General features: G+C 42.8%; 14 protein-coding genes. 2 read left to right on the forward strand and 12 right to left on the reverse strand.

Going from position 1 to position 15,631, the window contains the following annotated elements:
* Positions 1-71: 71 nt before the first annotated feature.
* From DACET_RS07140 to DACET_RS07155, 4 genes are all read right to left on the reverse strand, one after another.
* Positions 72-986 (reverse strand): dihydroorotate dehydrogenase, encoded by a 915-nt coding sequence (locus tag DACET_RS07140; protein ID WP_013010712.1) that lies wholly within the window; start codon positions 984-986, stop codon positions 72-74.
* A gap of 64 nt (positions 987-1,050) precedes the next feature.
* Positions 1,051-1,836 (reverse strand): dihydroorotate dehydrogenase electron transfer subunit, encoded by a 786-nt coding sequence (locus tag DACET_RS07145; RefSeq protein WP_013010713.1) that lies wholly within the window; start codon positions 1,834-1,836, stop codon positions 1,051-1,053.
* Positions 1,836-5,057, reverse strand: a complete 3,222-nt coding sequence (gene carB / locus DACET_RS07150; protein ID WP_013010714.1) for a carbamoyl-phosphate synthase large subunit — start codon at positions 5,055-5,057, stop codon at positions 1,836-1,838. Before carB ends, DACET_RS07145 begins: the two co-directional genes overlap by 1 nt.
* Before the next feature lie 432 nt (positions 5,058-5,489).
* Positions 5,490-6,374, reverse strand: a complete 885-nt coding sequence (locus DACET_RS07155; protein WP_013010715.1) for an AraC family transcriptional regulator — start codon at positions 6,372-6,374, stop codon at positions 5,490-5,492.
* A 167-nt stretch (positions 6,375-6,541) separates the two neighbouring features.
* Between DACET_RS07155 and DACET_RS07160 the strand changes: the two genes are divergently transcribed.
* Positions 6,542-7,714 (forward strand): iron-containing alcohol dehydrogenase, encoded by a 1,173-nt coding sequence (locus DACET_RS07160; RefSeq protein ID WP_013010716.1) that lies wholly within the window; start codon positions 6,542-6,544, stop codon positions 7,712-7,714.
* Positions 7,715-7,756: 42 nt separating this feature from the next.
* Here the strand turns inward: DACET_RS07160 and DACET_RS07165 are convergent, their stop codons facing one another.
* The 7 genes from DACET_RS07165 to DACET_RS07195 form a co-directional block, all read right to left on the reverse strand.
* Entirely contained in the window at positions 7,757-8,293 is a 537-nt protein-coding gene (locus DACET_RS07165) for an SWIM zinc finger family protein (RefSeq protein ID WP_013010717.1), read from the reverse strand.
* An 87-nt stretch (positions 8,294-8,380) separates the two neighbouring features.
* The gene (gene recG / locus DACET_RS07170) at positions 8,381-10,666 is read right to left on the reverse strand and encodes an ATP-dependent DNA helicase RecG (RefSeq protein WP_013010718.1); all 2,286 of its coding nucleotides are present in this window, start codon (positions 10,664-10,666) and stop codon (positions 8,381-8,383) included.
* The gene (locus DACET_RS07175) at positions 10,667-11,119 is read right to left on the reverse strand and encodes a chemotaxis protein CheW (RefSeq protein ID WP_013010719.1); all 453 of its coding nucleotides are present in this window, start codon (positions 11,117-11,119) and stop codon (positions 10,667-10,669) included.
* Positions 11,120-11,175: 56 nt separating this feature from the next.
* Entirely contained in the window at positions 11,176-11,544 is a 369-nt protein-coding gene (panD, locus tag DACET_RS07180; RefSeq protein WP_013010720.1) for an aspartate 1-decarboxylase, read from the reverse strand.
* An 11-nt stretch (positions 11,545-11,555) separates the two neighbouring features.
* Entirely contained in the window at positions 11,556-12,401 is an 846-nt protein-coding gene (gene panC, locus DACET_RS07185; RefSeq protein ID WP_013010721.1) for a pantoate--beta-alanine ligase, read from the reverse strand.
* Between the two features lie 8 nt (positions 12,402-12,409).
* Positions 12,410-13,219 carry a 3-methyl-2-oxobutanoate hydroxymethyltransferase gene (gene panB, locus DACET_RS07190; protein ID WP_013010722.1) on the reverse strand — a complete coding sequence of 270 codons (810 nt, stop codon included), beginning with the start codon at positions 13,217-13,219 and terminating at the stop codon, positions 12,410-12,412.
* 140 nt (positions 13,220-13,359) lie between these two features.
* The gene (locus DACET_RS07195; RefSeq protein WP_013010723.1) at positions 13,360-13,896 is read right to left on the reverse strand and encodes a helix-turn-helix domain-containing protein; all 537 of its coding nucleotides are present in this window, start codon (positions 13,894-13,896) and stop codon (positions 13,360-13,362) included.
* Between the two features lie 213 nt (positions 13,897-14,109).
* Between DACET_RS07195 and DACET_RS07200 the strand changes: the two genes are divergently transcribed.
* The gene (locus DACET_RS07200; RefSeq protein ID WP_013010724.1) at positions 14,110-14,640 is read left to right on the forward strand and encodes a gamma carbonic anhydrase family protein; all 531 of its coding nucleotides are present in this window, start codon (positions 14,110-14,112) and stop codon (positions 14,638-14,640) included.
* A gap of 72 nt (positions 14,641-14,712) precedes the next feature.
* On the opposite strand, the gene DACET_RS07205 is transcribed toward DACET_RS07200, so the two are convergent.
* The gene (locus DACET_RS07205; RefSeq protein ID WP_013010725.1) at positions 14,713-15,561 is read right to left on the reverse strand and encodes a LysM peptidoglycan-binding domain-containing protein; all 849 of its coding nucleotides are present in this window, start codon (positions 15,559-15,561) and stop codon (positions 14,713-14,715) included.
* Positions 15,562-15,631: the final 70 nt, after the last annotated feature.

Below are 15,631 nucleotides of genomic sequence, written 5' to 3' on the forward strand. Positions count from 1 at the left end.
TCTCTCTTGTGTATTATATGTAAGAATATAGTATTTAATACCAAAATTTCAAATGATTAATAAAATTAATTTTATATCTTAACTGTTCCTGTCAGCAAAGAAAGATTATCTATTTTATTAGCAGTAAGATAGCTTTCGAGTTCATCTATGATTTTTAACGGTATCTGCGGATCAACGAAGTTAACAGTGCCAACCTGCATTGCAGAAGCTCCGACGAGAGCAAACTCTACGATATCCTGCCAGTTGCTTATTCCGCCAATCCCCATCACAGGTATTTTAACTGTCTTGAATGTTTCGTGAACCATGCGCACAGCAACGGGTTTGATTGCCGGACCGGAAAGCCCCCCCGTAACATTCGATATATATGGTTTTCTCGTGTGTATGTTCACAGCCATGCCAAGCAGAGTATTGATTGCGCTGATGGCGTCGGCTCCAGCGTCCTCACACGCTTTTGCAAAAACTTTTATATCAGTGACATTGGGGCTGAGTTTGACCATAAGAGGCTTATTTTTAAGAACTTTCTTTACTCTGCTGGTAACTTCAAATGTCATTTTCGGGTCAGTGCCAAAAGCTATGCCGCCCTCTTTTATATTCGGACAAGAGATATTCATCTCCAGCATATCAACATCTGCCTCATCAAGTATCTTTGCAACTTCAACATATTCATCAAGGGTTTTACCCCAAAAATTTACTATAACTTTTGTATCATACTTACGCAGAACGGGGAGCTTCTCTTCGATAAATTTTTCAACCCCCACATTCTGAAGCCCTATCGCATTGAGCATACCCGATGTGGTTTCCATTATTCTTGGCATAGGATTCCCGGGGGCTTCTTTCAGAGAAATTCCCTTTACGGATATCCCCCCGAGTTTACTTATATCGATATGCTTAGCGTATTCCAGACCATAGCCGAAAGTTCCGCTTGCTGTTATTATCGGGTTTTTGAATTCTATTCCGCAAAAGGTTGTTTTCAATCTATCAGACATTATTTACCCCTCGACAATCATAATAATCTTTCCGCCGGAAGAGTAACTTTCCGGTAGCAGTACACTAACCCTGACAGACAGTGTCCCATACAACTTTAGAACCATCAAACACAGGACCTTCCACACAGCATCTCTTCTGAACCACGCTGTCACCTTCTTTAAGATAAATAATACAGCCCAGGCATGCACCAAGTCCGCACGCCATTCTTTCGTCAAGAGAAACTTCAACAGGCAGTTCATGTTTAACACATATATTACTTACAGCACGTAGCATTCCTTTCGGACCGCAAGCATAGACAATATCATACGAAGCGATATTTTCTTCAAATGGGGCTACTACAAGCCCCTTAATTCCGGCTGAACCATCGTCGGTTGTGACAATGAGATGATCAGTATTTTCCTTGAGTTCTTCCAGCAGTACAACATCGTCGACAGTGCGTCCGCCGTAATAAAGGTCAACCACACACCCTCTGTCTTTCAGTGCTTTTGCAAGCCAGTACACAGGTGCTATGCCTATGCCTCCGGCAAGCAGAGCGGTACGCTGTTTTTCCACCATTGAAAAGGTGCTCCCCTGTGGCGAGGAAAAGCTGACAACAGCATCCTTCTTCATTTCACTAAGAAGCATAGTGCCTTTGCCTACAACCATATAAACGAGAGTAAATCTATCGCCGTTAACATCTGCAACGCCCAGCGGACGCCTGAGCAGCGGATCACTGGTATAATCCTGATGCCGTGTGTTTATCATCACAAATTGTCCGACTTTTGCTTCACGGACGAACTCCTCACACTTTATCTCCAGAAGGTAATATTTATCATTGAGCTTCTGGTTGCGGACTATCTTTCCTTCCATTACTTACCTCTGGTATAGAATTCCTGTAAAGGGGTAACTGTAACCCCTTTCTGGCTTGCCTTAATGGCTATCACAGACGCAGATGCAGCCTCCACAGAGGTTACATAAGGTACGCTGTAACTGAGCATCACACGTCTTATAGATTCACTGTCCAGACGGGACTTCTTCCCTTCGGGGATATTTATAACGAACGCAATTTTGCCGTTTTTAATCTTGTCTACAACGTTGGGGCGAACACCTTCGTGCACTTTAGCAACTTTTTCAACCTCAAAACCGTTTTCTGTGAGGTAGTTGTATGTTCCGGATGTTGAAATAATACCAAAGCCGAGAGCCTGAAGGTCTTTCGCTATTTTCAGAATGTCCGGTTTTACGGCATCGTTAACACTGATGAAAACAAGCCCCTGTTTAGGCAGTTTATTGCCCGCTGCGAGCTGTGCTTTGTATTGTGCAGCACCGTAGTCATAGTCTATCCCCATGACTTCTCCGGTCGATTTCATCTCTGGTCCGAGCACAATGTCTGTCCCGGGGAATTTGACAAAAGGGAATACGGATTCTTTAACTGTATGATAATTGATTTCAACCTCTTTAGTAAAACCAAGGTCTTTCAGTTTTGCTCCTGCCATAACTTTTGCAGCCATTTTTGCAAGAGGAACACCTATTGATTTACTGACAAAAGGGATAGTTCTTGATGCTCTGGGGTTAACCTCAAGCATATATATCTGATCATCTTTTATAGCGTACTGAATGTTCATAAGTCCTACGACATTAAGCTCTTTTGCTATCTGCTTTGTCTTAGTCATCAGTTCAGCCTTAACAGCATCGTTAATGGTTCTGGTAGGGATAGAGCATGCAGAGTCACCGGAGTGAACACCTGCTTCTTCTATATGCTGCATTATGGAGCCTATAACGCATGTCTCACCGTCGCTGATGGAATCAACATCCACTTCTGTCGCATGAAGAAGATACTTGTCAATGAGCACAGGGTGATCTTCACTGGCTTTAACTGCGTAAACCATATAGTTCTCAAGTGATTCCCTGTCGTACACAATCTCCATCGCACGCCCCCCGAGGACATATGAAGGGCGCACAACCACAGGGTAGCCGATTTGGTCTGCAATTTTATATGCTTCGTCAGCCGCTTTTGCTATACCGTTTGCCGGCTGCATGATATCAAGCTTTTCCATAAGTGCCTTGAAACGCTCTCTGTCTTCTGCACAGTCGATGCTGTCAGGAGATGTCCCAAGGATAGGCACCCCTGCCCTTTCGAGGGGCACAGCCAGCTTCAGAGGCGTCTGTCCGCCGAACTGGACAATAACACCGTCAGGATTTTCTTTCTGAACTATATTCAGAACATGTTCTCTGGTGAGGGGTTCAAAATAAAGTCTGTCAGAGGTGTCATAGTCTGTAGAGACAGTTTCAGGGTTACAGTTTACCATAATAGTTTCAAACCCCATCTCTTCAAGCGCAAAAGAGGCGTGCACACAGCAGTAGTCAAACTCAATCCCCTGACCTATACGGTTAGGACCACCACCGAGGATCATGATTTTTTTTCTGTCTGTGGGTTCTGCCTCACATTCTTTTTCATATGTGCTGTAAAGGTATGGCGTAAAGGACTCAAATTCTGCACCGCATGTATCCACACGCTTATAGACGACTTTACCTTTTGTTTTCTCCCATACATCAAGCTCGCTGCATCCTAAAAGTGCAGCAAGACGTTTGTCAGAGAAACCATACTCTTTCGCTTTTTTAAATACAGCTTCGTCTATTGTCATAATAGTGAGCGTTTGCAGCTCGGCTTCAAAATCTATTATCTGTTTGATGTTATGAAGAAACCACGGGTCGATAAAGCAAAGTGAATGAACCTCTTCTATACTCCACCCAAGGCGGAAAGCTTCCGCAACATACCACATACGCTCAGCAGTCGGTCTGCGGAGCAGAGCTCTGATCTCGTCCTGTGCTTTCTCTGTTTTCAGTTCTTCGTCAGTAAAAACAGGATCGAATCCACATTTACCGATCTCAAGGGAGCTTATAGCTTTCTGGAGGGATTCTTTGAATGTACGTCCGATAGCCATAGCCTCACCAACTGACTTCATCTGAGTTGTAAGAGTGTCGTCAGCGCCAGGAAATTTTTCGAAGGTGAATCTCGGCCATTTGGTAACGCAATAATCTATGGTCGGCTCAAAAGACGCAGGAGTCTTAAGAGTGATGTCATTTTTAAGTTCGTCGAGAGTATAGCCTACAGCGAGTTTAGCAGCTATTTTTGCAATCGGAAAGCCTGTGGCTTTTGAGGCAAGAGCAGAGCTTCTGGAAACTCTCGGGTTCATCTCAATAATAATCTGGTCACCGTTGGCAGGGTTTACAGCAAACTGAACATTCGAACCGCCTGTGTCAACGCCTATCTCACGGATAACTTTGATAGCGGCGTTACGCAGTTCCTGATATTCCTTGTCTGTAAGTGTCTGGGCAGGAGCAACAGTTATACTGTCGCCCGTATGGACGCCCATTGCATCAACATTTTCGATGGAACAGATGATAACAACATTGTCGTTAAGGTCACGCATGACCTCAAGCTCATACTCTTTCCAGCCGAGAACAGATTTCTCAACGAGAATCTCTGTTACAGGCGATGCTTCGAGTCCCCATTCGACATATTCTTTGTATTCTTCCATATTATAGGCAACGTTACCGCCTGTCCCGCCGAGTGTGAATGACGGACGGATAATTGCCGGAAATCCAATTTCATCAATACAGTCAAGGGCATCCTGATATGTATTACAAACCGCACTGGCAGGGAGGTGCAGTCCTATCTTAGTCATTGCCTGTTTGAACAGTTCCCTGTCTTCAGCCTTGTCGATGGCTTCTATTTTCGCACCGATCAGCTCAACATTGTATTTCTCAAGCAGACCGGCATCATTAATCTCTTTTGCAAGGTTAAGAGCAGTCTGACCGCCCACAGTGGGCAGGATTGCGTCAGGGCGTTCTTTCTCAAGTATTTTTTCCGCCATTTCAACAGTGAGCGGTTCGATGTAGGTCGCATCGGCTATCTCAGGGTCTGTCATGATGGTTGCAGGGTTGGAGTTGATAAGAATAACTCTGTAGCCCTCTTCTTTCAGAGCTTTTACAGCCTGTGTGCCGGAATAATCAAACTCACACGCCTGACCAATAACGATCGGACCGGAACCTATAATCATAATTGATTTCAAATCTTCTCTTTTTGGCAATTTAACCCTCCAAGGTTGCACCCTGAGGCATATTACTATGCAACAAGTTTTTTATGCTTTTATATCTTATAAACTGCTTCTGACAGCAGCGATATTATCGTAATCTATGCCCTTTACAAAAACCGTAGGGCAAAACTTCAATTTTTTAACAAATCTGGATGATAATTACAAGGATATATTAGATTATTTTTTTATGGAGTCATACTGAAACTTGATAATTTTATAAATTCCCACGAGTAAACCCGAAGTTCTATTGCTTCGCACGTGCTTAACACACGAAGTTACAACTTTATTGTCACAGCTAGAGCATATGCAAAATACGTCGCTGAACCCCCCAGGGTGTGGCAGTATTTGGACTCGCTGGTTAATCCTGAGATTGCTTCGTTATTACATTCTTCGCAATGACTTATAAGCTCTAAAGCTGTGATTAGCTCATTCATCCACGCATAGATTTGCACTTCTGATCATTTCAGAAGCACTTTCACCAAAGTAGCGTTTAAACTCCCTGCTGAACTGAGAAACGCTTTCATAGCCCACTTCCTGTGCGGCTAAATATGCTTTCAACCTTTTGTTAACTATGAGGTCTTTCGCTTTTGTAAGCCTGACTTTCTTTAAATACTGCATGGGCGGCTCGGATGTCACTTCTTTAAAAGCACGATGAAAAGAGGAAACACTCATATTCGCATATTCAGCAAGATAGTTTACATCAAGCTTATCGTTGTAGTTTATATGAATACGGCGCAGTACATGGGCAATATTTGCAAAACTGCCGTCAAATCCAGCAAGGGCATACAAAAGGTGAGCCTGACTCCCCTTAAGAGCTCTGTAAAGTATTTCTTTCACAAGCCCGGTTCCTAAAACTTTCACGTCTGTCTCAGACCGCAGAATGTTCAGCAGACGACTGACCGCATCAAACATTTCATTATCCATTACAGCCGGACCAACTGTTTGGGGAAGCTTTCCGCCACTGACAGTTCTTACCTGACTTCCCATGGCATGTATAACCTCATGAAGCATTGCCATATCAATATCTATAAAGATGCCAAGCAGAGGATTATTTTCATCAGCAAAAGTGCAGCACTCAAAAGGAGTGGCTATTGATACAACAAGGTAATTTTCAGGATCATATCTGAATGTTCTGTCTCCGACATAGCCGACTTTGTGCCCTTGTGCTATAATGCACATACACGGGTCATACAAAAGAGGTTCACGGGGTCTCTCGTGAGTGACTTTAAACAATCTGACACTTTCAAGAAGTGATTGCGTTACCCCCTCTTTGAGGTCAAACTGATTTAGGATTTCTGCATGTTGATTCACTAGACGACTCCGCATCATGGCAGTATTTGATATGTTTTTATGAGTCTTTAAGGTCATAAAGTATAGCATTTGAAAGGATTATGCAATTTATATATAGAATCAGGTATTAAAAATATTTCTTAATGCTCTATATTAGATAAGTAACAAATATATAAAGAGGAGACACAATGAATAACTTCGTTTTTTGCAATCCCACAAAGATAGTTTTCGGCAAGGGACAGGTTCAGCAGTTGAACAGCCTCATACCTGAAAATGCTAAGGTACTTATAACATACGGCGGTGGAAGTATCTTCAAAAATGGTGTGATGAACGCTGTTAAAGAGGAGCTAGCCAAGTCAGACAGAAAGGTATTTGAGTTCGGAGGTATAGAGCCGAACCCAAAATTTGAAACCCTTATGAAAGCTGTGGAAATTGTCAGAAAAGAGGGTATAGACTTCCTTCTGGCTGTTGGCGGGGGCTCTGTTATGGATGGGACAAAATTCATAGCAATAACAGCTCCGGCAAAAGAGTTCTATGGCAAAGAGGAAGAGCTTCTATATTTTGGCGCTAAAGGAACTCCTGTGAAAAATGTTCTCCCGTTAGGCACAGTTGCGACCCTCCCTGCTACAGGATCAGAGATGAACAATGGGGGCGTTGTAACAAAAGGGACAGATAAAATGCCCGTATTTAATGCAGGGACATTCCCAGTTTTTTCAATACTTGATCCGGAATATACATATTCATTGCCTGCAACACAAGTTGCAAATGGCGTTGTAGACACATTCGTACACACGGTAGAGCAATATGTTACATACCCTGTTGACGGTAGATTTCAGGACAGGACATCCGAAGGGATACTTCAGACTCTTATAGAAATTGGCAGCAAAACTATCGAAGACCCCAAAGACTATGACTCACGTGCAAACCTTGTATGGTGTTCAACTATGGCGCTGAACGGTCTAATCGGTTCCGGTGTACCGCAGGACTGGTCTGTACATATGATCGGGCACGAAATGACTGCTCTCTACGGTATAGATCACGCAAAAACTCTTGCTGTGGTGCTCCCCGCCATGTGGCGAGTAAGAAAAGATCAGAAGAGAGAAAAGCTCCTCCAGTACGGCGAAAGGATATTCGGAATAACATCAGGCAGCGAAGATGAACGCATTGAAGCAGCAATAGTTAAAACTGAAGAGTTTTTTAATAGTCTTGGTATCAAAACAAGGCTTTCTGACTATGGACTTAAATCAGCAGATATAAAAGATATTTTAGCAAACCTAGAAAAACATAAAATGCTTGCCCTATCAGAGCGTGGGGACGTCGACCTTAAAGTATCAGAACAAGTTCTTAAAACTGCACTTTAAATACAAAAGCCCCTCGGTTGATTTAACTGAGGGGCTTTGTCTCTAAGAATATTTTTCCAACAGAAAGAGGCACGAAAGCTTCAGCGGGTCAGTAATATTGTGATGCTTACCGTTAGCATCATCTTTAACAAGCGATGCTATTCTCTTCATGGGTACACCGCTGAGTTCGGCAAGCTGAGAGATTGAAATATTAATCTTTTTCAATTCATCCAGTAACTGTTTAAGCGATGTTGTTTTGATATAGAACTTGATCTCTTCTGTTGTGCGGAGTGCTTTTCTGTCCAGCTTCTGATTGCTGGCGAAAACCCAGGGAGTATAGATGTATGTTAGCCCCAAAGCTGCGGCATGCTTGCAGAAAACATCTTTTCCTTTTTCACATTCACATTCATACTCGATAGGATCTGTGTCAATCTTCAGGGTGACTGTATAGTCGCCGTGGTTGCCTCTGATAGTTCCCTTGATAAAGGAGCTGTCAACTGAGCAGTTGTGGAACTTACCCACATAATTCTCAGCTCTTTGCAGGTTGATACTACTGCTGATATTTTTCAGCTGTTCTTCTGTCAACTTGGTTAGCTGCATCGGCACGCCTCCTGAATTAGTTTACATTTATATTAAACCGCATATCTCTTTATAAATCAATTAAAAGTCAGATAATTAATATGCCAGTCAGCCTATTTCGATGTATTGAAGCTCAGAGCGCCATTTACGGATAAGAACTTGTTTTATGACAGTGTTTTTAGGACTTGAAAGGTCTTGATCGTCACTAAGGATATCAGCAGCATCACTGCGTGCATCCTGAAGGATTCTGACGTCCCTCACAATGTTTGAAAAGCGAAATTCCGGCAAGCCGGACTGACGTGTTCCGAAGAAATCACCGGGACCTCTCATCTCCAGATCAATCTCGCTGAGTTTGAAACCGTCGGCGTGGGCACACATGGCATTTATCCTTTCGGATGCTTCATCCGACACATTTTCTGAGGCAACAAGCACGCAGTATGACTGTCTGTCGCTGCGCCCTACTCTCCCCCGAAGCTGATGAAGCTGAGAAAGACCAAAACGCTCAGCATTTTCTATAACCATCACAGTGGCATGCGGAACATCCACCCCAACTTCAATAACAGTCGTTGACACCAGTACCTGTATATTGCCGGCTTTAAAAGCGTCCATAAGCTCTGACTTCTGCTCGTGTTTCATACGTCCGTGCAGAAGTCCCACATTATCAGCACCAAACTCCTGAGAGAGTTTCCTGTGCTCGTCAGTTGCTGCTTTCAGATCAAGTTTTTCGCTGGTATCTATCAGCGGATATATGACATATACTCCGTGCCCTTTTTTTATCTCTTCTCTCATAAGCGGATAAACACGCTCAATATTTTTTTCTGAAACGGTATTGATAGGTGTTCTGCCTGGGGGGAGTTCATCTATAATGCTTATGTCTAGATCACCGTAAAATGACAGAGCAAGGGTTCTGGGGATCGGCGTTGCGGTCATAAGCAGAATATCAGGCATGTACCCTTTTTCTATCAGTGACTTCCTCTGCTCCACACCAAAGCGGTGCTGTTCATCAATTATCGCAAGACCAAGTTTTGCAAAGTCCGCATCTTCCTGTATTACAGCATGAGTTCCAAGTACAAAATCCACATGTCCCGCTGCGATAAGCTCTTTCGTATGTTTCTTTTCTGCACCGGAAACAGACCCTGTCAGCAGTACAGCGGTAACATTTGTTCCGGATATAAGCTTCAGCAGATTCAGCATATGCTGTCTGGCAAGAACCTCTGTAGGTGCAATCACAGCTACCTGATATCCGTTTTTCACAGCGACAAGTCCTGCTGTAAAAGCTACGATGGTTTTACCGCTTCCGACATCCCCCTGAACAAGCCTGTTCATTTGCCCCGTAGAAGACATATCGTTGAATATCTCTGCCATAACACGTCTTTGTGCACCTGTAAATTTAAAAGGTAAGAGATCCTTTATCCAGTCAAGGTATTCTTTTTTTATATCGAAGACAGTACCGGACTGCCGCTCATATGCACGTTTTTTATAAAGCAGCCCCATCTGAAGGTAAAACAATTCTTCGTAAATAAACCTTTTTGCTGCCGGATGTCTTTTTTCAGACAGTGCTTCCAGTTCATATGGGTTCTTTGGTCTGTGTATTTCAAGAAGAGCCTGTTTTGATGATGGAAACTTATATTTCTCCTCCAGCCTTGCCGGAAGATGATCCGGGATCTGATCAAGATATTTATCAAGAGCCGCATTCACAGCAGTATAATATACCTTCTGCGCTACTGATTTAGGAAGGGAATAGACAGGGATGATGTTTCCCATCTCGGACTCTTTCATAAACTGTGGGTGGATGATAGACTCCATGCCTGAAAATGAGCCTGACTGACCGTAAATAGTATATTTTTTCCCTTCTTTTAGTACACCTGCGGGATATCCGGCAGAAAAACGAAACCAGACAGCAGCAAACTGACCGAAATCACCTGAAAACACTGCCTTATAGATGCGCTTCCTGTTTTTGGTGGTAACTACTGCTCCGGTCTGAAAAATGCCCGTAAGAGCCTTTTTACCGCTTCTGGATTCCCCAATGTATTCATATCTGTAGGGGAAATTATAAAGGACATCCTCGACAGTCTCGATATGCTGCTTTTTGAGTGATTCTGTGGCTTTTTTTCCTATCCCCGGAAGCTCGTCCACAGAAACAGGCTTAATGTCATTTTTAACAGTCATTCGCTGAGCAAGCATTGCAAGCTCTGAAATGATTTTATCCAGTGTTGTGGTGTCTGCACTGCCGGACTCTTTTGCGGAAACAGCAAGACCCGCCAGAACTTCACTCTGACGGGTCTTTAATTTTATTATACTATCTAAATACTTATCAGGTGCTTTATAAAATTCAGCTCCTGCTTTTCTGATGTCAGAAAGGAGTCTGAGGTATACTCCTCTGTCTTCGGTCATTTAGAACATGCTGAGGGCGCTGGCTTCGTTTCTCCCGAATATTTCATGAACATCAAGTATGATGACCATACCGGTCTGAAGCCGTGCAACACCTTTTATATATCTGTTGTCGACACTGGTTGAAGCTGCGGGAGCTTTATCAACAAGGTCTCCGTCCACTCTGAGAACTTCCTCAACCTGGTCAACAATAAAGCCTACCTGTTTCCCGTTAAGGTTTACAACAATAATTCTGGAAGAATTCGTAAACTCATTGGCAGGAATCCCCATCTTCTTTCTCAGGTCAACGATCGGTATGACCTTTCCTCTGATATTAATAATCCCTTCCACAAAACTTGGAGCTTTAGGCACTTTCGTGATATCAAGCATCCGGAGGATCTCTTTGATATCCATAATATCAATGCCGTACTTCTCGTCATTCAGCAGAAGATTAACATATTGTTTGTATTCAGCCATGATAAACCTCAGCTATTTTCTAAAATAATAACAGGCATTTCAGGTTTATGCAATTATTAAACAAGTACGCTGTCTTTGTTTATTATTCTGTTTCTGGCATCCACCTGCACTACTGTGGGTTTATAGTTTTCGAGGTCTTTTTCATCCATCATGGCAAAAGTCGCTATTATGACCATATCACCAACCTGCACATGCCTTGCTGCTGCACCGTTAAGGCATATCTGACCGCTGCCTCTGCGTCCCTTTATGGTGTATGTATGGAAGCGGGCGCCGTTAGTAATGTTCCATATGTCAACCTTCTCATACTCCAGCATACCTGCCGCATCCATGAGGTCTTCGTCAATGCCTATGCTCCCTTCGTAGTGGAGATCGGCATCGGTAACTGTAGCTCTGTGAATTTTTGATTTAAACATATCTCTAAGCATATAATTTCCCCTTATATCTTAAATAATTTATTATCTATTAATCTGGCACGACCGATCTTTACAGCCAGCGCTGCAACAATATCCCCGTTAACAGTTTCCAGTGAATTAAGCTTTTCCGGATGTATAATTTCAACATAGTCTACATGTGCGGAGCTGTGAGAGTTTATGTAATCCACAACTTTCTGCCTGAGCACCCTTGCGTCCCGCTCGCCATTATCCAGAAGCTTCTGTATCAGCCCGAATGACTTAGAAAGACTAAGGGCAGATGTCCTTTCCTCAGGTTTCAGATAGATGTTACGGCTGCTCATTGCAAGCCCGTCAGATTCTCTTATGATAGGCATTCCGATAACTTCGACACTCATATTAAGGTCTTTTACCATTCGCCTTATAACCTGAAGCTGCTGATAGTCTTTGGATCCGAAATATGCCCTGTCAGGATTGACTATGTTAAAAAGTTTGGTGACAACTGTTGCCACGCCGTCAAAGTGAACCGGTCTGGAAAGACCGCAGAGGGCGTTTGTAATCCCACTCACACTTACTTTCGTAGAGAAACCTTCTGGATACATCTCTTCCGGTGAAGGGGAGAAAATCAGATCAGCACCGGCATCTGTGAGAAGTTTTGTATCGTTTTCAAAATCTCTAGGGTAGGCCTCAAGGTCTTCGTTGGGGCCAAACTGTGTGGGGTTTACAAAGACACTGACAACGGTAAAATCATTATCAGCAACACTTTTTTTAACGAGGCTCATGTGCCCTGCATGAAGAAACCCCATCGTAGGTACAAGCCCCACCTTTCTGCCGGCCTTTTGCAACTCTTTTATTGCGGTTTTGACATCATTAACAGTGTTTAAAATTTTCATTTCATACCTTAGTAAGTGTATTCCTTTGCCGGAAATCTGGAAGCTTTGACATCTTCAATATATTGTTTACATGCGTCACCGACAATAGTTTTCACGTCTGCATATTGCTTAACAAACTTCGGAACATAATCATCGAACAAACCGAAGATATCATGGTAAACAAGTACCTGACCATCGCAGCCGGCTCCTGCCCCTATTCCTATTGTTGGTATTGAAATATTTTTAGATATTTTTTCGGCAACGTCTGCAACCGCTCCCTCTATAACAATGGCGAATGCGCCCGCCTCTTCCAGAGCTTTTGCGTCTTCGAGCATTTCCTCATGACCATTGCGCCCCTGAACCTTATAGCCGCCCATGGTGTGTACCATCTGAGGCATCAGACCTATGTGCCCCATAACAACTATACCTGCGTCAGTGAACTTCTTAACCATAGAGGCTCTGCCTTTTCCGCCTTCAATTTTCACAGCATCAAACCCTGTTTCTTTAACAAGCCTTATTGCGTTTTCAAGTCCCTGTTCATCAGAAACATGATAAGAGCCAAACGGCATATCCGCAACAAGATAAGCTCTCTTGGAAGCGCGTTTGACAGCCTTTGCATGGTATATTATCTCGTCGAGAGTGACAGGAATACTATTATCATAACCATTCATAACTGAGCCAAGGCTATCGCCTACAAGGATAATTTCCACTCCGGATTTATCAAGAATCTTTGCAGAAGTGTAATCATATGCCGTGATAGAGGTGATCTTCTCACCATCGGCCTTCATCTTTTTGAATGTGTTTAAATTGATCTTTTTCAGTTCGGAATATTTACTCATTATTGCTAAACCTCCGTGTAGAGGATGACGAAAGGCGCAACTCGAGCACGGTTGAAAGGTAAAATCAGACTTTTCTCGTGTCTCGGTCCTTTCGGATCCAAGCACAGATAAACTAGTATATTATAAACTATGCGTCAAGCTTAAAAACTGGGAGGTGTCCCAACCCAGAAAGCTACAGCAGGTTTGTCTGTTCTGTTTCTTATCTTGTGAGGCAGATTAGAGCTGAAATAAATACATTCGCCCTGAGTGAGATAATGTTCGTCATTGCCTATGACAACGCAGATGTCGCCTTCAACTACATATCCGAGTTCCTCACCTGTGTGATGATAATAGTCGGTACCGGTTTCGCCGTATGGATCCAGTTCGATAAGAATAGGCTCCATTTTACGGTTAACAAGTTTTGATGCAAGAAATGACATGGATATGCTCTTGTTTTTAAACACCTTAAAGTCGGGGCTGCTGAAGATATTTACGATATTACGCTCATCTTCAAAGAGTTCACTTATGGTTGTACCAAGCGCATAGCAAATCTTCTTCAAAGAGGCTATGGACGGAGAGTTTTTGCCGTTTTCAATCTGACTGATAAAGCTTTTTGTAAAGCCCGTTTTCTGTGAGATATCCTCTAACGTCATACTAAGCTTTTTTCTGATTTCTCTCAGTTTTATACCATACGACATATTACGCTCCTGAATGTATTTCATGTGAAGTATATATTAAATTTATTGTAAAAGTCAAGAAGTATGTTAAATTTTATTACAGTGTTATATAAGACGACTGATGTTTTTCCACAAACAAAGGTTAACAACGGATCAGAGAGATATTTTAGATTGACCTTTCACGATGGTAGTTTATCATTTGTGCATCTAAAATAAGTATGGCAAGGTTAATTTATGGAAAATGTAAAAAGAAGACTGCAAACAGAACCCATTGTAGGTAAAAGAGTATTTATTGCTGATAGTGCAGATATTATAGGTGAGGTCGAGCTGGCTGACGACAGCAGTGTCTGGTTTAATGTAGTACTGCGGGGGGACGTGGAAAAGATAACAATAGGAAGATGTTCTAATGTACAGGACGGTACAGTTGTCCATACTACTCTAAATAAGTACCCTACCATTATCGGAAATTATGTCACAGTTGGACACAATGCAATGCTCCACGGCTGTACAATTAAAGACAATGTTTTAATCGGCATAGGCGCCATAGTTCTGGACAATGCTGTTGTCGGAGAAAATAGCATTGTGGCGGCTGGGGCACTTATCCCCCCTGGTAAGGAGTTCCCTCCGAATTCGTTACTTATGGGAAGCCCAGCAAAAGTCGCTAAGACACTCACGGAGGACGATATAAAAGGCATAAAAGACTATGCAGACAGATATATCAAATATAAGGAACTTTACCTTTCTGAAGGATATAAAAGGAGTTAATACAGCTAAGGGGATGATACAAAAAAAGGCGGTCGTAATGACCGCCTTTTTATTTGATATAAAGAGGATTTCTTATTTGCCGTCAAACAATGACCAAGGGCCTCTTGTTTTAGCGAAGTTATCTGCTTTCGCTTTCTCGTCGTCTTCAAAATGCTTGCGAATTTTGAAGATCTGACCAGGGAAAATGAGGTCCGGATCTTTTATCTGCTCTTTGTTAGACCAGTAAATGAGTGGCCACATAAATGGGTTCATATACTTATCTTTAGAGATATTCCAGAGGTTATCACCTTTGATAACTTTGTAATTCTCTGTCTGAGCTTTCATCATCTGAGCTCTCAGTTTTGCCTGACGCTCTGCTTCTGCCTTTTTCGCAGCAGCTTTACCTTCGATAATTTCACGTTGGATAGCAGCATTGTCAACTTTAACCTGCTCAAGGATAGCGAGGGCTTTTCCGCCTTCACAGTTGTCAATGAGAGCCTGAGCTTTGGCAAGTTTAGCTTCAGCAGCCTGATATGTTTCAGAATACTTAGCACCATCAGCGTTAGCATCAACTTCAAGCTGTTTCTTAAGAGTGTCAAGCTCAGCCTGAGCCTGATCGTTTATTTTAGAGCGCTCGGAAGCGATCTCTTTTGCTTTTTCAAAGTCAGCTATAGCTTTAAGGAGTTCATCTTTAGCTTCTTTATAAAGAGCACCTTTATCTCCGCTCTGCTCAGCTTCAGCCATTTTCGCTTCAGCAGCAGCAACGGCAGCTTTAGCCCTTTCATACTCTTCAGTAGCGCATTTTTCAGCACCGCTTTCCTGCGCAGCTTTCATAGCTGCTTTAGCGTTGTCCATTTCCTGTACGGGCGGCTTTGAGCAACCTGTGACAACGAGTGCGGCTATAAGAGCAGCAAACATAATCATCTTGGAAAATCTGGTCATTAGAGTCCTCCCTTCCATATTCATAGGTTTTATTTTCTAAATGCTAACATATGATTCATTATATGTCAAA

The organism is Denitrovibrio acetiphilus DSM 12809 (assembly GCF_000025725.1).
In the GTDB taxonomy this organism is placed as follows: domain Bacteria; phylum Chrysiogenota; class Deferribacteres; order Deferribacterales; family Geovibrionaceae; genus Denitrovibrio; species Denitrovibrio acetiphilus.

Excerpts from the sequence above, each read along its gene's own strand:
- recG (WP_013010718.1), bottom strand. The coding sequence starts at position 10,666 with ATGACCGAAGACAGAGGAGTATACCTCAGACTCCTTTCTGACATCAGA.
- DACET_RS07175 (WP_013010719.1), bottom strand. The coding sequence starts at position 11,119 with ATGGCTGAATACAAACAATATGTTAATCTTCTGCTGAATGACGAGAAG.
- DACET_RS07165 (WP_013010717.1), bottom strand. The coding sequence starts at position 8,293 with ATGCAGCTAACCAAGTTGACAGAAGAACAGCTGAAAAATATCAGCAGT.
- DACET_RS07205 (WP_013010725.1), bottom strand. The coding sequence starts at position 15,561 with ATGACCAGATTTTCCAAGATGATTATGTTTGCTGCTCTTATAGCCGCA.
- panD (WP_013010720.1), bottom strand. The coding sequence starts at position 11,544 with ATGCTTAGAGATATGTTTAAATCAAAAATTCACAGAGCTACAGTTACC.
- DACET_RS07195 (WP_013010723.1), bottom strand. The coding sequence starts at position 13,896 with ATGTCGTATGGTATAAAACTGAGAGAAATCAGAAAAAAGCTTAGTATG.
- panC (WP_013010721.1), bottom strand. The coding sequence starts at position 12,401 with ATGAAAATTTTAAACACTGTTAATGATGTCAAAACCGCAATAAAAGAG.
- DACET_RS07140 (WP_013010712.1), bottom strand. The coding sequence starts at position 986 with ATGTCTGATAGATTGAAAACAACCTTTTGCGGAATAGAATTCAAAAAC.
- panB (WP_013010722.1), bottom strand. The coding sequence starts at position 13,219 with ATGAGTAAATATTCCGAACTGAAAAAGATCAATTTAAACACATTCAAA.
- DACET_RS07200 (WP_013010724.1), top strand. The coding sequence starts at position 14,110 with ATGGAAAATGTAAAAAGAAGACTGCAAACAGAACCCATTGTAGGTAAA.
- DACET_RS07145 (WP_013010713.1), bottom strand. The coding sequence starts at position 1,836 with ATGGAAGGAAAGATAGTCCGCAACCAGAAGCTCAATGATAAATATTAC.
- DACET_RS07160 (WP_013010716.1), top strand. The coding sequence starts at position 6,542 with ATGAATAACTTCGTTTTTTGCAATCCCACAAAGATAGTTTTCGGCAAG.